At 68.9% G+C, this 17,321-nt stretch carries 18 protein-coding genes; 13 read left to right on the top strand and 5 right to left on the bottom strand.

Annotation, left to right across the window (positions count from 1 at the left end; all coding sequences use genetic code 11):
- Positions 1-47 precede the first annotated feature (47 nt).
- Complete coding sequence (locus ACGTNF_RS03145; RefSeq protein WP_016854876.1) at positions 48-965, top strand: LysR substrate-binding domain-containing protein; 918 nt, start codon at positions 48-50, stop codon at positions 963-965.
- A 104-nt stretch (positions 966-1,069) separates the two neighbouring features.
- Here ACGTNF_RS03145 and ACGTNF_RS03150 read toward each other — a convergent pair whose 3' ends face one another.
- Entirely contained in the window at positions 1,070-2,164 is a 1,095-nt protein-coding gene (locus tag ACGTNF_RS03150) for a bifunctional nicotinamide-nucleotide adenylyltransferase/Nudix hydroxylase (RefSeq protein WP_394600389.1), read from the bottom strand.
- A gap of 127 nt (positions 2,165-2,291) precedes the next feature.
- On the opposite strand from ACGTNF_RS03150, the gene ACGTNF_RS03155 reads away from it, so the two are divergent.
- A complete protein-coding gene (locus tag ACGTNF_RS03155; RefSeq protein WP_394600390.1) occupies positions 2,292-3,401 on the top strand; it encodes a YihY/virulence factor BrkB family protein in 1,110 nt (369 codons plus the stop codon).
- 3 nt (positions 3,402-3,404) lie between these two features.
- Here ACGTNF_RS03155 and ACGTNF_RS03160 read toward each other — a convergent pair whose 3' ends face one another.
- On the bottom strand, positions 3,405-4,460 hold the full coding sequence (locus tag ACGTNF_RS03160) for a Glu/Leu/Phe/Val family dehydrogenase (RefSeq protein ID WP_394600391.1): 1,056 nt from the start codon (positions 4,458-4,460) through the stop codon (positions 3,405-3,407).
- Between the two features lie 130 nt (positions 4,461-4,590).
- Here ACGTNF_RS03160 and ACGTNF_RS03165 point away from each other — a divergent pair, with 130 nt between their 5' ends.
- Entirely contained in the window at positions 4,591-4,872 is a 282-nt protein-coding gene (locus tag ACGTNF_RS03165) for an acylphosphatase (protein ID WP_394600392.1), read from the top strand.
- Between the two features lie 87 nt (positions 4,873-4,959).
- Here ACGTNF_RS03165 and ACGTNF_RS03170 read toward each other — a convergent pair whose 3' ends face one another.
- The 3 genes from ACGTNF_RS03170 to ACGTNF_RS03180 all read right to left on the bottom strand — a co-directional run bounded on the left by ACGTNF_RS03170 (position 4,960) and on the right by ACGTNF_RS03180 (position 7,924).
- Positions 4,960-5,901 carry a nucleoside hydrolase gene (locus tag ACGTNF_RS03170; RefSeq protein WP_394600393.1) on the bottom strand — a complete coding sequence of 314 codons (942 nt, stop codon included), beginning with the start codon at positions 5,899-5,901 and terminating at the stop codon, positions 4,960-4,962.
- A 19-nt stretch (positions 5,902-5,920) separates the two neighbouring features.
- Positions 5,921-6,835, bottom strand: a complete 915-nt coding sequence (locus ACGTNF_RS03175; protein WP_046078710.1) for a ribokinase — start codon at positions 6,833-6,835, stop codon at positions 5,921-5,923.
- Between the two features lie 156 nt (positions 6,836-6,991).
- Positions 6,992-7,924, bottom strand: a complete 933-nt coding sequence (locus ACGTNF_RS03180) for a D-2-hydroxyacid dehydrogenase (RefSeq protein ID WP_394600394.1) — start codon at positions 7,922-7,924, stop codon at positions 6,992-6,994.
- Positions 7,925-8,116: 192 nt separating this feature from the next.
- Here ACGTNF_RS03180 and ACGTNF_RS03185 point away from each other — a divergent pair, with 192 nt between their 5' ends.
- The 10 genes from ACGTNF_RS03185 to tolB all read left to right on the top strand — a co-directional run bounded on the left by ACGTNF_RS03185 (position 8,117) and on the right by tolB (position 17,293).
- Positions 8,117-8,350 (top strand): FmdB family zinc ribbon protein, encoded by a 234-nt coding sequence (locus ACGTNF_RS03185; RefSeq protein ID WP_394600395.1) that lies wholly within the window; start codon positions 8,117-8,119, stop codon positions 8,348-8,350.
- Between the two features lie 51 nt (positions 8,351-8,401).
- The gene (gene aspS / locus ACGTNF_RS03190; RefSeq protein WP_394600396.1) at positions 8,402-10,183 is read left to right on the top strand and encodes an aspartate--tRNA ligase; all 1,782 of its coding nucleotides are present in this window, start codon (positions 8,402-8,404) and stop codon (positions 10,181-10,183) included.
- A 328-nt stretch (positions 10,184-10,511) separates the two neighbouring features.
- Complete coding sequence (locus ACGTNF_RS03195; protein ID WP_394600397.1) at positions 10,512-11,264, top strand: YebC/PmpR family DNA-binding transcriptional regulator; 753 nt, start codon at positions 10,512-10,514, stop codon at positions 11,262-11,264.
- A 90-nt stretch (positions 11,265-11,354) separates the two neighbouring features.
- Positions 11,355-11,900, top strand: coding sequence for a crossover junction endodeoxyribonuclease RuvC (gene ruvC, locus ACGTNF_RS03200; protein ID WP_016854887.1), 546 nt, complete (start codon positions 11,355-11,357; stop codon positions 11,898-11,900).
- Positions 11,901-12,024: 124 nt separating this feature from the next.
- A complete protein-coding gene (ruvA, locus tag ACGTNF_RS03205) occupies positions 12,025-12,636 on the top strand; it encodes a Holliday junction branch migration protein RuvA (RefSeq protein WP_394600398.1) in 612 nt (203 codons plus the stop codon).
- A gap of 51 nt (positions 12,637-12,687) precedes the next feature.
- Entirely contained in the window at positions 12,688-13,722 is a 1,035-nt protein-coding gene (ruvB, locus tag ACGTNF_RS03210) for a Holliday junction branch migration DNA helicase RuvB (RefSeq protein WP_016854889.1), read from the top strand.
- A 34-nt stretch (positions 13,723-13,756) separates the two neighbouring features.
- Complete coding sequence (gene tolQ, locus ACGTNF_RS03215) at positions 13,757-14,434, top strand: protein TolQ (protein WP_172977757.1); 678 nt, start codon at positions 13,757-13,759, stop codon at positions 14,432-14,434.
- A 13-nt stretch (positions 14,435-14,447) separates the two neighbouring features.
- Positions 14,448-14,888, top strand: coding sequence for a protein TolR (gene tolR, locus ACGTNF_RS03220; RefSeq protein ID WP_152478933.1), 441 nt, complete (start codon positions 14,448-14,450; stop codon positions 14,886-14,888).
- Between the two features lie 9 nt (positions 14,889-14,897).
- Positions 14,898-16,010, top strand: coding sequence for a cell envelope integrity protein TolA (tolA, locus tag ACGTNF_RS03225; protein WP_394600399.1), 1,113 nt, complete (start codon positions 14,898-14,900; stop codon positions 16,008-16,010).
- Positions 16,010-17,293, top strand: a complete 1,284-nt coding sequence (tolB, locus tag ACGTNF_RS03230; protein WP_026068410.1) for a Tol-Pal system beta propeller repeat protein TolB — start codon at positions 16,010-16,012, stop codon at positions 17,291-17,293. The genes tolA and tolB overlap by 1 nt, the downstream gene beginning before the upstream one ends.
- Positions 17,294-17,321: the final 28 nt, after the last annotated feature.

Consider the following 17,321-nt stretch of genomic DNA (forward strand, 5'->3'; position numbering starts at 1 on the left):
CGGCTGGGGTACATTAGCGGCCTTCATGCATTCCGTTCGGAGTCGTGGTGAATCTCGAGACCAAGTGGCTGGAGGACTTCGTTGCCCTGGCCAATACCCGCAGCTTTTCCGCCTCGGCCCGCCAGCGTCATGTCACGCAGCCGGCCTTCAGTCGCCGCATCCGCTCCCTGGAGCAGGCCGTCGGCGTGACCCTGGTCGATCGTTCCACCACGCCGGTCGATCTCACTCCCCAGGGTCAGCTGTTCCTGGTCACCGCGCGCAACATGGTCGAGCAGCTCAACGAGAGCCTCGGGCACCTGCGTGGACTGTCGATGGCCAACGAGGCGCTCGACATCGTCGCCGCCCACTCCCTGGCGCTGAGCTTCTTTCCGCCCTGGATCTCGCGCCTGCAGAAGGGCGTGGGCGAGCTGCCGACGCGGCTGGTCGCCATGAACGTGGGGGACGCCATCCACGTGCTGCGGGAGGGCAACTGCGACCTGATGCTGGCCTACTACGATCCCTACGCCACCATGCAGCTCGATGCCGAGGTCTTCCCGTCGTTCTCGATCGGTCAGGTCAAGATGGTGCCGGTGAGCCTGCCCGACGAGGCGGGCAAGCCGCGTTTCTCGCTGGAAGGGCGCCAGGAGGTGCCGTATCTCGCCTACACCCAGGGCGCCTTCCTCGGCCGCAGCGTGCGCATGCTGCTCAAGAACGACCCGCTGCGCATGCGGCTGCGGGTGGTCTACGAGACGGCCATGGCCGAGGGCCTCAAGGGCATGGTGCTGCAGGGCGTGGGCATGGCCTGGATTCCCGACTTCTGCATCCGCGAGGAGCTCAACAGCGGGCGCCTGGTGCGGGCGGGGCCCGAGAACTATGACGTGCCGCTGGAGATCCGCCTCTATCGCTGTTCGCTGGTGCACAAGCCGGGGGTGGAGAAGCTGTGGCGGCAGATGATGAAGCTGCCGCGGGATTTCCTCCAGGCCTGAAAAAGGCGGGATTTCCTGCTGCGCTCGATAGCTCGTGACGGAAATCTCGACTTTGTTAGCGTTCCAGCATCACTGCTGGGGTGACAGGGAGTCGCCGGCGCCTGTCAGGGCCCGCCGAAGTCGGCGGGCAGGCCCAGGAAGTTCTGGATGATGAAGAAGTGATCCTCGAACAGCGCGTCGGGTTCGAGGTCGGCCAGCGGCACCCAGCGGGCGTGGTCGCCGCCCTTGACCGGCTTGAGCTGCGGCAGCTGCTGTTCCGGGCGCAGGGCGAAGTAGAAGGCTTCCGCCAGGGTGCGTCCCCGCCAGCTGCGATGCGGCTCGTCGAACAGCCGCTGCCCGCGCAGTGAACCCTTCAGCACCGGCTCCGGCACCTTGAGCCGTACCCGTTCGCGCAGCTCGCGCAGGCAGGCATCCAGCAGTCGCTCCTGAGGACTGATGAAGCCGCCGGGCAGGGCATAGAGCCCCTTGCCGGGCGCCGCGGTGCGCTTGACCAGCAGCACGTGCCCCGACTGGACCACCACCGCGCAGGCGGTGACGAACACCGGCGGGTAGGGCGCCTGGGCCCAGGCCTGGCGGTACTGCTCCAGCAGCCCCTGTTCTTCCACCAGCTGCTCGAAGGCTTCGGTCTCGAGGAACCCCTTGAGGCTGTTCACCACGCCCGGCGGCAGATCATGCGAGGCGCCCGCGCTGGCGTAGTCTGCCGCGGCGATCGACGAGCGAAACAGCCGCTCGCGGATCTGGCTCGCCGAGATGCCCTCGACCATCGGCACGCTGACCGATTCCCACTGGGGGAAGAGCGACAGGTAGTAGCTGGACTGGCCCCGGCTGGCGCCGATCAGGCCGATGCGCGGCAGGCGGGCATGGCTCGGCGCGGCGATGTCGCGGACCTTGCGCTGCACGTCGCGGACCCAGACGTCGTTGTTGTAGAGCGCATCGAGCAGCGGCACGATCTCGAGCCGGGCGTTGTCGTCGGCGTCGAAGGCGCTCCGCAGCATCCTGCGGCGCTCGTCGAAGCGCCAGGGATTGCGAAGCGAGCGTGCCTGCCAGGCGGATCCCACCAGCACGATCACCTGCCGGGCCCGCTTGAGCGCCTCGTGGATCACCGCCAGATGCCCCAGGTGCGGGGGCTGGAAGCGGCCGATGAAGACCAGGCAGTCGAAGTCGGGAGAGGACGTCTCGGCGTCCGGCGGCGGACACATGGCGGGGCTCCGGCGTGAAAAGGGCCCATTATGGTGAGCCCCATGAAGCCGTGCAATGCGAATGCTCGTGACGACCGGTGGGCTCCGGTATGCTGAAGCGGCAAGGGACTGTGAAGGAGACATCGTGATGTGGAGCCGTATCAAGCAGGTCGTACTCTTCTGGTGGGGCGTGACCCGCGACGCCGTCAAGCTGTGGGTCGAGCGCAACGCCTTCAGCTATGCCGGCTCGCTGGCCTTCTACACGCTGTTCTCGCTGGCGCCGACCATCATCATCGCGGTGACCGTCATCGGCGTGGTGCTGGGCGAGGAGGCCGCCCAGGGGCAGATCGTCGCCCAGCTCGAGGGCACCATGGGCACCGGCGCCGCGGAGGCCATCCAGAGCGCCGTGGCCCAGTCGCGTATCGAGGCCTCCGGGCTGTGGCCGACGCTGATGGGGATCGGTGCCATGCTGGTCGGTGCGACCACCGTATTCGGCCAGATGCAGTACTCGCTGAATACCCTGTGGGGCGTCACCGCTCACCCCAAGGCCAACAGCGTGCTGCTGCTGCTGAAGAAGCGCACCCTGTCGATGACGGTGGTACTGGCCATCGGCTTCATCCTGCTGGTGTCGCTGGTGCTGGGCGTGGCGGTCAAGTCGCTGCTGCACGCGGCCAATGACCTGATGCCGTTCGTCGGTGCCCTGACCGCCGGCATCGAGTTCCTGATCTCCCTGGCGCTGGTCAGCGCCCTGTTCGCGACCATCTTCCGGGTGCTGCCGGACGTGCTGCTGAGCTGGCGCGACGTGCTGGTGGGGGCCGTGGTCACCGCGCTGCTGTTCGCCGTGGGCCGCAGCGCCATCGCCACCTACCTGGCCTACACCGCCACTGCCTCCACCTACGGCGCGGCGGGCTCGGTGGTGGTCGTGCTGCTGTGGGTCTACTATAGCTCGCTGATCCTGCTGTTCGGTGTCGCCTTCACCAAGAGCCTGCTGCTGGCGCGGGGCGGCAAGGTGATTCCGCGCAATACCGCCGTGCTGGTGCATCACGAGCTGGTCGAGAACGAATCCCGGGACGAAGCCGCGACCAACGGCCATCGGTGGTGGCCCGGTCGCCACCGGGACGACGCGTCGCCCCACGAGGCGGCCGATGACACGCCCGCCGGCGAACGTGCCAGCGCATCATCCCGCGCCGAGGCGAGCACGGAGGACACCGATGGCGCCACCGGCGATTCGGAGTCCCGTCCCCCTTCGGCTCGCTGAGCCTCAGCCGCCGGTCTCGAAGCGCTCCCGGGCCATGTCGTCGGCGACCGGGGCCGGGCTGCGACCCTCCTGCGCGGCCCTGGCGAAGATCTCGTCCAGGGTCGAGCCGATCCCGGCGATATGCGCCATCACCGCCTCGGGGCGGGCGTCGTCGCGGCGCTGCCAGGCGATCTCGATCACGCCGCCGGCATTGGCCACGTAGTCGGGCGTATAGAGAATGCCGCGGGCCAGCAGCTGGTCCGCCACCTCGGGGCTGGCCAGCTGATTGTTGGCCGCACCGCACACCACCCGCGCCTTGAGGCGCCTCGCCACCTCCGGCGTCAGCGCCGCGCCCATGGCGCAGGGGGCGAAGACGTCCACCTCGGCATCGACGATGGCCTCGGGCGCTACGGTGTCGGCGTCGAGTTCCCCGGCCAGCCGGGCCGCGGCGTCACGGTCGATGTCGGCCAGCACCAGCCGCGCGCCGGCGTCGTGCAGCCGCCGGGCCAGGTGGCTGCCGACGTGACCGACGCCCTGCAGGGCGATGCGAAGGCCGTCGAACTGGCGCTCGGATTCCGCCCGGCCGAGGCCGTGGTAGACGGCGCTCTGCATGGCGTGGAAGACGCCGAGGGCGGTCCAGGGCGAGGGATCGCCGGAGGCGCCGTTGCGGCCGAGCCCGCCGACGTGCTCGGTGGCCTCGGCGATGACGTGCATGTCCGCCTCGTCGGAGCCGGCGTCCTCGGCGGTGATGTAGCGCCCGCCCAGCGAGTCGATCAGTCGGCCCATGGCCTGCAATAACTCGGGCGTCTTGTCGCGCCGTGGATCGGCAATGATCACCGCCTTGCCGCCGCCCAGCGGCAGATCGGCCAGCGCCGACTTGTAGGTCATGCCGCGGGACAGCCGCAGCACGTCGGTGAGGGCGTCGGCCTCGCTGGCGTAGGGATAGATGCGCAGCCCGCCCAGCGCGGGGCCGCGGGTGATGTCGTGGATGGCGATGATGGCGCGCAGGCCGCTGGCCGTGTCGCAGCCGTGGATGACCTGCAGATGGTGGTCGAAGTCGGGATGATCGAAGACCGGCATGAGGCGTCTCCCTTATGAGGAAACCGGGGCAGCGAGGCGGCGCCGCGAGGCTTGTGGCCGCGCAAACGCCGATGTCACCCTGTAGATTAGGACATCATCATCGCCAACCGCTCACCACAGGAGGCGTCGTATGCAGATTCATGCCATCAAGGCGCGCGTCAGCGGACGCGTCCAGGGCGTCTGGTATCGCCGCTCCACCCAGGAGCGCGCGAGGCAGGCCGGGGTGACCGGCTACGCCATCAATCTGGCCGACGGCCGCGTGGAGGTGCTGCTGTGCGGGGCGCGGGAGGACGTCGAGGCCGTGGCGGCCTGGCTGTGGCAGGGGCCGCCGAACGCCGAGGTCACAAGCGTCGAGTCCGAGCAGATCGCGCTGGCGGAGGGCGAGGCGCCGGGCGCCTTCACCACCGGCTGACGGCGGCACGAACGAGACGCGGTGCCGCAACGAAAACCGCCGGCCCTGTGGGCCGGCGGTGTCGTACGGCTTCGCGATGCCCGCGAATCAGGCGAGGGTCTCGGTGATCCACTCGACCACGGCTTCGCCGTCGACCCCCAGGCAGACGTCGGCCAGCGGCGTCTGCGACCAGCGCGGGGCGATGAACTCGCGGCCCTCGGACGCGAACAGGGTCTGCCCCTCCGCCGGGCCTTCGGTGGCCACGTTGAGATGGCCGCTGGCGACGGTGAACAGCTCCGGACGCACCAGCCAGGCCAGGGCCAGGCTGTCGTGCGGGCAGCAGCCGTCGATGCCCAGCGCGCCCTGGTAGAACTCGCGGTAGAAGGCGTAGCTGCCGGCCAGCACCTCGCCCAGCGTGCCTTGGCCGGCGGCGATGCGTTCCATGTGCTGCGGCGCCAGCACGCAGCGATGGGTGACGTCGAGGCCGACCAGGGTCAGCGGCCAGCCGGCGGTCAGCACCCGCTGGGCGGCGTGTGGGTCGTTGAAGATGTTGGCCTCGGCCACCGGGGTGACGTTGCCGCCTTCCCTGATCGAGCCGCCCATCACCACCACGCGCTTGACCCGCTCGGTGATGCTCGGGTCGATCTGCAGCGCCGCGGCCAGGTTGCCGAGCGGCCCCACGGCCACCAGCGACACCTCGCCGGGGCGGGCGTTGACGGTATCGACGATGAACTGCGCCGCGCTGCGGGCGTCGGCCTGGCCGGTCACCGCCGGCAGTTCGATGTCGCCGAGCCCGTTGGCGCCGTGGATATGCGCCGGCGCCGGATGACGCGGCTTGACCATCGGCACCGCCGCGCCCTGGGCCACCGGGATGCGCTGGCCGGCCAGCTCGGACAGCAGCAGCGCGTTGTGGGTGGCGGTCTCCACGTCGACGTTGCCGAAGGTGGTGGTCATGCCCAGCAGCTCGATGTCGGGATGGCGCAGGGCGATGGCGATGGCCTGGGCGTCGTCGACGCCCGGATCGGTATCGAAGATGATCGGTTCAGACATGGCGTCCTCGGCGGTCGGTTCAGGGAGTGTTCGGGGTCTGAGTCTGGCGTTGCCACTGAGCCACCTCGGCGGCCTCGGGAATGCTCTCGGCCGCGCCGGAGCGCTGCACGCCGAGGGCGGCGGCCGCGGCGGCCCGTTCCAGGCAGGCCTCGGGGCCTTCGCCTTCCTGCAGTGCCGCCAGATAGTAGCCGATGAAGGTGTCGCCGGCGGCGGTGGTGTCGACCGGCGTGACCGGCATCGGCGGCTGGAAGTGGCGCGTCTCGCCGACCTGGTACCAGGCGCCGTCGCCGCCCAGGGTCAGCACGGTCTCGGTGGCCGGCAGGCGCTGGGCCAGGGCGTCGAGCAGGGCCGAGGCGGCACTGCCGGCGGGCAGGCCGGTGAGCATCTCGGCCTCGCTGCGATTGACGAACAGCAGCCGGCAGGCCTCCAGCGGCAGCTCGGCGGCGTCGGCGGTCATCGGCGCCGGGTTGAAGGCGATATGCAGCCCGCGCTCGCGCGCTGCCTTGAACAGGTAGGGCAGGGCGATGCATTCGTTCTGGGCCAGCAGCCAGTCGCCGGGCGTGGCCTCGGCCAGACGGGCGTCCAGCGCCGCCTCGGTGAAGCCGTGATTGGCACCGGGGAAGAGCAGGATGGCGTTCTCGCCCGCGTCGTCGACCTGGATGATGGCGTGGCCGCTGGGCTCATCCACCAGTTCCACGCTGTCGACGCCGACCCCGGAGGCCTCGAGCAGGTCGCGTGCCCAGGCGTCCTGCCGGCCCAGGCGGCCCCAGTGGCGCACCTGACCGCCGGCACGGGCCATGGCCAGCGACTGGTTGGCGCCCTTGCCGCCGAGCCCGACGCGGTAGCCGTGGCTGGTAAGGGTTTCGCCGGGCGTGACCAGGTGGGGAACGCGATAGATATGGTCGAGATTGATCGACCCGAAGTTGTGCAGCATGCCGTCGTCCGGATGAAGGGGCTTGGGGAAACGATACCGGCGAGAGTATCGGGGGCCAGAGCGACCTTCGCAAGCCGGGCCGAGGCCCAATACCACATTTATACCGTTATCCTCCTTGCTTGAACCGCCAAGCAAAGGCCGGCGGTGTAAGAGTCTTCAGTCTCGGAGGGGGCGCGTGAGGTTGTCCGCGGTGAGCGCGACGATGCGCTGGCGGGCCTCGGGGCTGATCCAGGCGCTGTGGGGCGTCACGATCAGGTTGAGCGGCTCGCTCAGGGCATCGATCAGCGGATGACCGTCACGCGGCGGCTCCTCGGGCAGCACGTCGACGGCGAGACCGCCGAGCCGGCCCTCGCGCAGGGCCTCGAGCGACGCGATCTCGTCGATCATCCCGCCGCGGGCACAGTTGACCAGCAGTGCCGACGGCTTGAGCGTCGCCAGCAGGTCGGCGTCGACCAGGTGCCGGCTGGCCTCGGTGAGCGGGCAGTGCAGGCTGATGGCATCGGCGGTGGGGGCGAGCTCGGCGAGGGTGGGGCGGGCATCCTGCTCGGCCCCGGGGCGCGCGGCGAAGATGACCTCCATGCCGAAGGCACCGGCGAGCTCGCCGACCCGGGTGCCGAGCTCGCCCTGGCCGACGATGACCAGCCGCTTGCCCTCGAGCTGCAGGGTGGTGTGATCCATCAGGCAGAAGAAGGGGCTGTCTCCCCAACGGCCCTCGGCCACGTCGCGCTGATAACGGCGCAGACGGCCGGCCAGGGCCAGCAGCTGCATCATCGTGTGCTGCGCAACGCTGGCCGTGCCGTAGGCGGAGACGTTGCGCACCACGATGCCGCGGCGCTCGGCTTCGTCCATGGCGATGTTGTTGGTGCCGGTGGCCAGCACGCAGATCAGCCTGAGGTCGGGCAGGGCGGCCAGGACGTCGGCGTCGAGCACCACCTTGTTGACGATGGCCACCTGGGCACCGGCGAGCCGGGCGACGGCCTCGTCGCGCTCGGTGAAGGCATGGACGTCGAGGCGGGACACCCGCTCGCTGATCGGCGTGAGATCGATATCATCGCCGAGGCTGGCGGCGTCGAGAATCACGGCATGCATGGCGGTCTTCCTTGTCGTTAGAGACGTCACCGCGGGGCTGGGCCTGGGGCCTGACGGCAGGCTATAATGTCGGGCTTTCAGGGCAGGCCAGTGTTGGAATCTTCGCCGCCCGACCCTATATCGCAGAACGTGTCGCGGGCCCGCTCGGTCCGCATCGCCCTCTGGGACGTCGTTACCGGGAGATATCGAACCATGCCCATCTACGAATACGAGTGCAAGGCCTGTGGCCACCGCCTGGAGAAGCTGCAGAAGATCGGCGCGGCGCCGCTGACCGACTGCCCGGCCTGCGAACAGGCCGAGCTCGATCGCCTGGTCTCCGCGGCGGGTTTCCGCCTGGCGGGCAGCGGCTGGTACGAGACCGACTTCAAGTCCGGCAGCAAGAAGAACCTGGCCGGCGGCGGCGAGACGTCCGGGTCGGCGGCCTGACCGCGGTCGTCGCCTCCTTACACCATTTCACGCAACAGAACAGGATACGACATGCGCAGCCATTATAGCGGCCAGCTGAACGAGACCATGGTGGATCAGACGGTCACCCTGTGCGGCTGGGTCCATCGCCGCCGTGACCATGGCGGGGTCATCTTCCTCGACATGCGCGACCGGGACGGTATCGCCCAGGTCGTGGTCGACCCCGACACCGCCGAGGCCTTCGCCAATGCCGACCGCGCCCGCAGCGAATACGTGCTGCGCATCAGCGGCCGCGTGCGTCTGCGCCCCGAGGGCACCCAGAACCCGAACATGCCCACCGGCCTGATCGAGGTGCTGGCCAAGGACGTGGAGGTGCTCAACACCGCCGCCACGCCGCCGTTCCAGCTCGACGAGCACGGCAAGGTCGGCGAGGAGGTGCGCCTCAAGCATCGCTACATCGACCTGCGTCGTCCGGAGATGATCGACAAGCTGCGCCTGCGTTCGCGCATCTCCCACAGCGTGCGCGCCTACCTCGAGGGGCAGGGCTTCCTCGACATCGAGACGCCGATCCTGACCCGCGCCACGCCGGAAGGCGCCCGCGACTATCTGGTGCCGAGCCGCACCCATCCGGGCAGCTTCTTCGCGCTGCCGCAGTCGCCGCAGCTGTTCAAGCAGCTGCTGATGGTGTCCGGCTTCGATCGCTACTACCAGATCGCCAAGTGCTTCCGTGACGAGGACCTGCGCGCCGACCGCCAGCCCGAGTTCACCCAGATCGATCTGGAGGCTTCCTTCGTCGAGGAGGAAGACATCATGTCGATCACCGAGAACATGGTGCGCAACCTGTTCAAGGACGTGCTGGACGTCGAGCTGCCGGAGTTCCCGCGCATGCCCTACGCCGAGGCCATGCAGCGCTTCGGTTCCGACAAGCCGGACCTGCGTATCCCGCTCGAGCTGACCGACGTCGACGACCTGATGAAGGACGTGGACTTCAAGGTCTTCTCCGGCCCGGCCAACGCCGATGACGGCCGCGTGGCCGCGCTCAAGGTCAAGGGCGGCGCGACCCTGACGCGCAAGGAAATCGACGAGTACACCAAGTTCGTCGGCATCTACGGCGCCCGCGGCCTGGCCTGGATCAAGGTCAACGAGCGCGCGAAGGGCCTCGAGGGCCTGCAGTCGCCGATCGTCAAGTTCATGGAAGGCGTGGTCGAGCAGCTGCTGGACCGCGTCGGCGCCGAGGACGGCGACATCATCTTCTTCGGCGCGGACAAGACCAACATCGTCAACGAGGCGCTGGGCGCGCTGCGCGTCAAGCTGGGTGAGGACCTCGAGCTCTACACCGCCGAGTGGTCGCCGCTGTGGGTGGTCGACTTCCCGATGTTCGAGGCCGACGGCAACGCCCGCCTGCAGGCGCTGCACCACCCGTTCACCGCACCGTCCTGCGACGTGGAAACGCTCAAGAACAACCCGGCCGAGGCGCTGTCCCGCGCCTACGACATGGTGCTCAACGGCACCGAGCTGGGTGGCGGCTCGATCCGTATCCACGATCAGGCTATGCAGCAGAGCGTGCTTGAGCTGCTCGGCATCGGCGAGGAAGAGGCCCGCGAGAAGTTCGGCTTCCTGCTCGACGCCCTGCAGTACGGCGCGCCGCCCCACGGTGGCCTGGCCTTCGGCCTCGACCGCCTGGTGATGCTGATGAGCGGCGCCCGCACCATCCGTGAGGTGATCGCCTTCCCGAAGACCCAGAGCGCGGCCTGCCTGATGACCGACGCCCCGGGCGAGGTCAGCGGCGAGCAGCTCAAGGAGCTCAACATTCGCCTGCGCCAGAAGGCCAAGGCGGAAGGCGCCGCCGAATAATCGGCGAGTCTCCCGTGATCGCACCGGCGCCCCTTGTGGCGCCGGTGTCGTTTCTGGGCTTCGATCCCCAGATTTGCTTTCCCGACGACAAGGTGTCGCGAGGACGCGGTAAACCCAGCCCTGGGCGCTTCTTTTGACCTGCCGCGCTAATGTGCATCCTGTACCGCTTGCAGGACCGGTGTTGGCCATCCTTGGCCAACCCGTTCGGCGAGGTTCGCCTCACCCTTGTCAAAAGAACCTCGCTCCCCCTTATCCTCGGCGCTCATCTCGCTGGGTACAGCGACATGGGCGTTTTCCCGACTGACGAGCCACCAAGAAAGGAGGGAATATGGCCGGCCATAGCAAATGGTCCAATATCAAGCATCGCAAGGCGGCTCAGGACGCCAAGCGCGGCAAGATCTTCAACAAGCTGATTCGCGAGCTGACCGTGGCCGCGCGACAGGGCGGCGGCGATCCCGAGGACAACCCGCGCCTGCGCGCCGCCATGGACAAGGCGCTCGGCAGCAACATGCCCAAGGACACCGTGCAGCGGGCGGTGGATCGCGGCGCCGGCAACACCGACGGCGATGCCATGGAGGAGGTGGTCTACGAGGGCTACGGCCCCGAAGGCGTGGCGGTGATGGTCGAGGCCATGACCGATAACCGCAATCGAACTGTCTCCGAGGTGCGACACGCCTTCGGCAAGCATGGCGGCAACCTCGGCACCTCCGGCTCGGTGGCCTTCATGTTCCACAAGCAGGGGCGACTGACGCTGCCGTCAGGCGTCGACGAGGAGACGGCCATGGAGGCGACCCTGGCCGCCGAGCCAGAGGACATCGAGACCCTCGAGGACGGTCGCCTGGAGGTCGTCACCACCCCCGACACCTTCGGCGCGGTCAAGGACGCCCTGGTCGAGGCGGGCATCGCGCCCGAGGCCAGCGACGTGGGGCTGTATCCCGATAATTACACCCGCATCGACGACGCCGAGCTCGGCCGGCGCATCGTCAAGCTGGTCGACCGGCTCGAGGACCTGGACGATGTGCAGAATGTTTACACCAATGCCGACTTCGATAATGCCATTCTCGATGAACTGCATGATTGAGACGGCACACCAATGCGCTCTCGACCTGGCTCGGATGAGATGCTGGAAGAGCTGCATGATGACTGATCATTTCACGACGAGAGAACGCCCATGCTGATCCTGGGCATCGATCCGGGATCCCGTATCACCGGTTACGGCGTGCTGGACGTCACCGAGCCCAAACCGAAGTACGTGACCAGCGGCTGCATCCGCACTCGCGGCGACGACCTGGCCCAGCGCCTGGCTCAGGTCTATGCCGGGGTCAGCGAGGTGATCGGCCTGCACGGCCCCGGCGAGTTCGCCATCGAGCAGGTGTTCATGTCGAAGAACGCCGACTCGGCGCTCAAGCTCGGGCAGGCGCGGGGCACCGCCATCGTCTGCGCGGCCAATCACGGCCTGCCGGTGAGCGAGTACGGCCCGCGCCAGATCAAGCAGGCGGTCACCGGCGGCGGGGCGGCCGACAAGGCCCAGGTGCAGCACATGGTGACCGCCATCCTGGGCCTCTCCGGCACGCCCCAGGCCGATGCGGCCGACGCCCTGGCCATCGCCCTGACCCACGCCTATGCCCGGCTCGGGCTGATCCGCCGGGGCAGCTACGGCGGCGGCGGGCGAGGGCGCGGCAAGAGCGCGTCCTGGCGCGACTTTCGCCCCGAGTGATGTCGCCTGACGGCGACGCCGAAGCGGTTGTCGAACAGCGTTCCACGGGCTGGCATGGCCCGGGGGGGACCAGTATAGTGAGCGCGACGCGCTGCGGATTCATCATCAAGGACAGTGACATATCATGATCGGACGCTTGCGAGGCACCCTGGTCGACAAGCAGCCTCCTTGGCTGCTGCTGGACGTGGCCGGGGTCGGCTACGAGCTGGAGGCGTCCATGACCACCCTGGTGGCATTGCCCGGGGTCGGCGAGGACGTGGTGCTGCATACCCATCTCACCGTGCGCGACGACGCCCATCTACTCTACGGCTTCGCCCGCGAGCAGGAGCGTTCGCTGTTCCGCGCCCTGATCAAGGTCAACGGTGTCGGCCCCAAGCTGGCCCTGGCCATCCTCTCCGGCATGGACGAGGACGCCTTCATCCGCTGCGTGATGGACGACGACGTCAAGTCGCTGACGCGCCTGCCCGGCGTCGGCAAGAAGACCGCCGAGCGGCTGATCGTCGAGATGCGCGACCGCTTCCCGCACTGGGAGGCCGAGGCGCCCGCGGACGGCGCGGCGCCGTCGACCGGCAGCGCCCCCGAGCCGCGCCAGGAGCCGCTGGCCGAGGCCGAAGCGGCGCTGGTCAGCCTCGGCTACAAGCCCGCCGAGGCCGCGCGGATGCTCGCCGGCCTCGAGGAAGAGGGCAGCACCGAGGCGATCATCAAGGCGGCGCTCGCGCGTCGCATGGCAGGCTGATGACCATGCGCGATTCGCAGCCTTTCATCCCGATGCCGGCGGAGGGCCCCCATGCTGGAAACTGACCGCCTGATCGCCGCCGAGAACCGCGAGGGCGAGGGCCATCTCGATCACGCCATCCGCCCCAAGCAGCTCGGCGACTACATCGGCCAGCCGCGGGTCCGCGAGCAGCTGGAGATCTTCATCCACGCCGCCCGCGGTCGCGACGAGAGCCTTGACCACACCCTGGTGTTCGGCCCGCCGGGGCTCGGCAAGACCACGCTCGCCAACATCATCGCCACCGAGATGGGCGTCGGTCTGAAGTCGACCTCCGGCCCGGTGCTCGAGCGGGCCGGCGATCTCGCCGCCATGCTCACCAACCTGCAGCCCGGCGACGTGCTGTTCATCGACGAGATCCATCGCCTGTCGGCGGTGGTGGAAGAGATCCTCTATCCCGCCATGGAGGATTTCCAGCTCGACATCGTGATCGGCGAGGGGCCCGCGGCGCGCTCGATCAAGCTCGACCTGCCGCCCTTCACCCTGGTCGGTGCCACCACCCGGGCGGGCCTTCTGACCTCACCGCTGCGCGACCGCTTCGGCATCGTCCAGCGCCTGGAGTTCTACTCCATCGAGGAACTCAGCGAGATCGTCGCCCGCTCGGCGCGACTGCTGGGCGTGACCGCCGACGATGCCGGCGCCCGGGAAGTGGCGCGCCGTTCCCGCGGCACCCCGCGCATCGCCAACCGCCTGCTGCGCCGCGTGCGCGACTACGCCGAGGTCCGCGGCGGCGGGCGCATCGACGCCGAGATCGCCGACCAGGCGCTCAACATGCTCCACGTCGATCATCACGGTCTGGACCACATGGACCGCCGCCTGTTGCTGGCGATGATCGAGAAGTTCGACGGCGGCCCGGTGGGCGTCGACTCCCTGGCCGCGGCCATCGGTGAGGAGCGCGACACCATCGAGGACGTCATCGAGCCCTACCTGATCCAGCAGGGGCTGATGATGCGCACCGCCCGCGGCCGGGTGGTAACGCGCCAGGCCTGGCAGCACTTCGGCCTGGCCCCGGACGACCGCGCCCCGGCGCCGACACCTTCCCAAGACTGACTTCGACGAGACGAGGATTCCCGTGAACGACGCCATGTCCATTCCCCACCTGATCATGAACGCCAGCGGCGTGGTCCAGGCGGTGATGCTGCTGCTGCTGCTGGGCTCGCTGCTGTCCTGGGTGGTGATCTTCCAGCGCACCTTCGTGATGCGCCGCGCGCGCAAGGCCCACCGTGAGTTCGAGGACCGCTTCTGGTCCGGGGTCGACCTCAACGAGCTGTATCGCGAGACGCCCGCCGAGCAGGAGACCCTGGGCGCCGAGCACATCTTTCGCGCCGGCTTTCGCGAGTTCAATCGCCTGATGCCGAAGACCCAGAGCCCCCAGGCGATCCTCGACGGCGTGCAGCGCAGCATGCGCGTCGCCTGGTCCCGCGAGGAAGACCGCCTCAACCTGCATCTGGTGTTCCTGGCCACCGTGGCCTCGTCCAGCCCCTACATCGGGCTGTTCGGCACCGTGTGGGGCATCATGGGCTCCTTCCAGTCGCTGTCCATGGCTCAGCAGGCCACACTCGGTACCGTGGCGCCATGGATCGCCGAGGCGCTGATCGCCACCGCCATGGGCCTGTTCGCGGCTATCCCCGCGGTGATCTTCTACAACCGGCTGTCGGCGGAATCCAGCCGCCTGCTGGGCAAGTACGAGGACTTCGCCGAGGAATTCCATTCCATCCTGCACCGCAACCTGCAGGGTCGCGGCGAATCCGCCGCGGGCTGAGGAGGGCCACGCCATGCACGGACCCTTCAATCGCATGGGCCGGCGCAAGCCGATGAACGAGATCAACGTCGTGCCCTTCATCGACGTGATGCTGGTGCTGCTGGTGATCTTCATGATCACCGCGCCGATGCTGACCCAGGGCGTCAAGGTGGACCTGCCCCAGGTGACCTCCGAGCCGATCGAGGACAGCGAGGATCGCGATCCGATCGTCGTCTCGGTGGACAGCGAGGGGCAGATCTACGTCAGCCTGAGCGGCGACGAGACCGCCGTCGATCTCGATCAGCTCGGCCAGCGGGTCGGTATCCTGCTCGAGCGCGAGCCGGGCACCCGCGTCCTGGTCCGCGGGGATCGCAACGTCGCCTACGGCCAAATCGTCACCCTGATGAGCACCCTGCAGACCTCGGGCGTGGCCAACGTCGGACTGATCTCCGAGCCCCCGCCCGGGGACGCCTGAGGAGGACGCATGGCCAAACAACATCGCCATGTCGGCTACGGTCTGCCATTGATCCTCGCCGTCGGGCTGCATCTGGGGCTGCTGGTGGTCAGCGTGATCCGCTTCCCGAGCGCCGAGCAGGAGCCGCCCAACCAGGCCATCGTCAATGCCACCCTGGTGCGTGCCGAGACCGCCACCGATCAGGCCCAGCAGGCACAGCAGCAGGCCCGGGCCGCGGCCAAGGCGGAGCAGCAGCGACGAGAGGCCGAGGCCGCCGAGCAGGCGGAGGCGGAACGTCAGGCCGCCGCCGAAGCGGAGCGACAGGCACAGCAAGCCCAGCGCCAGGAACAGGAGGCGGTCCAGGCCGCCGAGCGGGAGCAGGCCCGCGAAGCCGCCGAACAGGCGGCGGCCGAAGCCGAACGCCGCGAGCGCGAGGCCGCGGAGCAGGCGGCCGAGCGGGAGCGTCAGCAGGAGGCCGCGCGCCAACGCCGCGAAGCCGAGGAACAGCGACAGCGCGAGGCGGAGGCCGAACGCCAGCGCCAGGCCGAGGAAGAGGCCCGGCGTCAGCGCGAAGCCGAGGAACAGCGTGAGCGCGAGGCGGAGGCCGAACGCCAGCGCCAGGCCGAGGAAGAGGCCCGTCGTCAGCGCGAAGCCGAGGAGCAGCGTGAGCGTGAAGCGGAGGCCGAACGCCAGCGCCAGGCCGAGGAAGAGGCCCGCCGCCAGCGCGAAGCCGAGGAGCAGCGCGAGCGTGAGGCCGCCGCCCAGCGCGCCGCCGAAGCCGCCCAGAGCAGCCTCGACCAGGCCATCGCCGGCGAGTCCGAGGCCGTGGCCAACGCCCAACAGGCAGAGGAGGCGGCCAACGGCTTCATCAACCTGGTGCGCCAGGCGGTGGAGCAGGCCTGGTCGATTCCGCCCAACGTCCCCGACGGCGCCGCGGCCGAGATATCGGTTCGCCTGGGGCCCTCCGGGGAGCTATTCGCCGCCAACATCGGTCGTAGCAGTGGCAACAGTGCCTTCGACCGTTCGGCGCTGAGCGCGGTGGAAACCGCCGCGCCCTTCGCCGAACTGCGCGAGCTGCCCGCTTCGGTGCAGCGCCAGTACCGTGAGTTCAATCTCAGATTCCGACCGGGGGACATACGCTGATGAGAGCCTTGATGACCACCTGGCTGGCGGCCGTGCTGCTGCTGTGCACGTCGCTGGCCCAGGCCGACCTGACCATCGACATCACCCAGGGCAACGAGCAGGCCACGCCGATCGCCGTGGTGCCGTTCGCCGAAGGCGAGAACCTGCCCCAGGACGTGGCTCGGATCATCTCCGACGACCTGGAACGCAGCGGCTACTTCGCGCCCCTCGAGCGCGAGGCGATGTTCGCCAGGCCGACCCGCGGCGACGACGTCAGCTTCGGCGACTGGCAGGCCCTGGACACCCGCTATCTGGTGGTCGGCCGGGTCAGCCGCACCGGCGGCGGCGTCGAGATCCAGTACGAGCTGATGAACGTCAGCGGCGAATCGCGGATGCTGGGCGAGGTGATCACCGCCGGCCAGGATCAGATGCGTGCCGCCGCCCACCGCATCAGCGACAAGATCTTCGAGGAGATCACCGGCATTCGCGGTGCCTTCTCCACGCGCATCGCCTACGTCACCTCTCAGGGCGTCGGCGACGAGACCGCCTATCAGCTGTTCGTCGCCGACGCCGACGGACGCAACAGCCGGCAGGTGCTGAGCTCCGACGAGCCGATCATGTCGCCGGCCTGGTCGCCGGACGGCGGCAAGCTGGCCTACGTGTCGTTCGAGTCCGGCCGCCCGGGCATCTACGTGCAGGAAGTCGCCAGCGGCCGTCGAGTGCGCCTGACCTCCTTCGAGGGCCTCAACAGCGCCCCGACCTGGTCGCCGGACGGCCGCCGACTGGCGATGGCGCTGTCCCGCGACGGCCAGCCGGAGATCTATGTCATGGACGTCGCCTCGCAGAACCTGCAGCGCGTCACCAACAGCCAGAGCATCGAGACCGAGCCGGCCTGGTCACCGGACGGCAACAGCCTGATCTACACCTCGGACCGCAGCGGCGGCCCGCAGATCTATCGCCAGTCGCTTGGCGGCTCGCCGGAGCGCATCACCTTTACCGGCAACTACAATGCCCGGGCGCGCTTCGCGCCGGACGGCGAATCCATCTTCCTGATCCATCGCGGCGGCAACGGCTATCGGGTCGCCAAGCAGGATCTGGAGAGCGGCCGGCTGGTCGAGCTCGGCGACGCCCGCCAGGCGGAGTCGCCCAGTGTCGCGCCCAACGGCACCATGGTAATCTTCGCCACCCAGCAGGGCGGTAATGGGGTGCTGGGGGGCGTTTCCGCGGACGGTCGTGCCTCGTTCCGTCTTCCCGCGGCCCAGGGCGACGTGCGCGAGCCTGCCTGGTCCCCGTTTCTGAACTGAATGTATCCCGCAAAGAAAGGAGTCATAC

The organism is Halomonas sp. B23F22_10 (genome assembly GCF_043496975.1).
GTDB classification, from domain to species: domain Bacteria; phylum Pseudomonadota; class Gammaproteobacteria; order Pseudomonadales; family Halomonadaceae; genus Halomonas; species Halomonas smyrnensis.

Excerpts from the sequence above, each read along its gene's own strand:
- ACGTNF_RS03150 (WP_394600389.1), bottom strand. The coding sequence starts at position 2,164 with ATGTGTCCGCCGCCGGACGCCGAGACGTCCTCTCCCGACTTCGACTGC.
- ACGTNF_RS03155 (WP_394600390.1), top strand. The coding sequence starts at position 2,292 with ATGTGGAGCCGTATCAAGCAGGTCGTACTCTTCTGGTGGGGCGTGACC.
- ACGTNF_RS03160 (WP_394600391.1), bottom strand. The coding sequence starts at position 4,460 with ATGCCGGTCTTCGATCATCCCGACTTCGACCACCATCTGCAGGTCATC.
- ACGTNF_RS03165 (WP_394600392.1), top strand. The coding sequence starts at position 4,591 with ATGCAGATTCATGCCATCAAGGCGCGCGTCAGCGGACGCGTCCAGGGC.
- ACGTNF_RS03170 (WP_394600393.1), bottom strand. The coding sequence starts at position 5,901 with ATGTCTGAACCGATCATCTTCGATACCGATCCGGGCGTCGACGACGCC.
- ACGTNF_RS03175 (WP_046078710.1), bottom strand. The coding sequence starts at position 6,835 with ATGCTGCACAACTTCGGGTCGATCAATCTCGACCATATCTATCGCGTT.
- ACGTNF_RS03180 (WP_394600394.1), bottom strand. The coding sequence starts at position 7,924 with ATGCATGCCGTGATTCTCGACGCCGCCAGCCTCGGCGATGATATCGAT.
- ACGTNF_RS03185 (WP_394600395.1), top strand. The coding sequence starts at position 8,117 with ATGCCCATCTACGAATACGAGTGCAAGGCCTGTGGCCACCGCCTGGAG.
- aspS (WP_394600396.1), top strand. The coding sequence starts at position 8,402 with ATGCGCAGCCATTATAGCGGCCAGCTGAACGAGACCATGGTGGATCAG.
- ACGTNF_RS03195 (WP_394600397.1), top strand. The coding sequence starts at position 10,512 with ATGGCCGGCCATAGCAAATGGTCCAATATCAAGCATCGCAAGGCGGCT.
- ruvC (WP_016854887.1), top strand. The coding sequence starts at position 11,355 with ATGCTGATCCTGGGCATCGATCCGGGATCCCGTATCACCGGTTACGGC.
- ruvA (WP_394600398.1), top strand. The coding sequence starts at position 12,025 with ATGATCGGACGCTTGCGAGGCACCCTGGTCGACAAGCAGCCTCCTTGG.
- ruvB (WP_016854889.1), top strand. The coding sequence starts at position 12,688 with ATGCTGGAAACTGACCGCCTGATCGCCGCCGAGAACCGCGAGGGCGAG.
- tolQ (WP_172977757.1), top strand. The coding sequence starts at position 13,757 with ATGTCCATTCCCCACCTGATCATGAACGCCAGCGGCGTGGTCCAGGCG.
- tolR (WP_152478933.1), top strand. The coding sequence starts at position 14,448 with ATGCACGGACCCTTCAATCGCATGGGCCGGCGCAAGCCGATGAACGAG.
- tolA (WP_394600399.1), top strand. The coding sequence starts at position 14,898 with ATGGCCAAACAACATCGCCATGTCGGCTACGGTCTGCCATTGATCCTC.
- tolB (WP_026068410.1), top strand. The coding sequence starts at position 16,010 with ATGAGAGCCTTGATGACCACCTGGCTGGCGGCCGTGCTGCTGCTGTGC.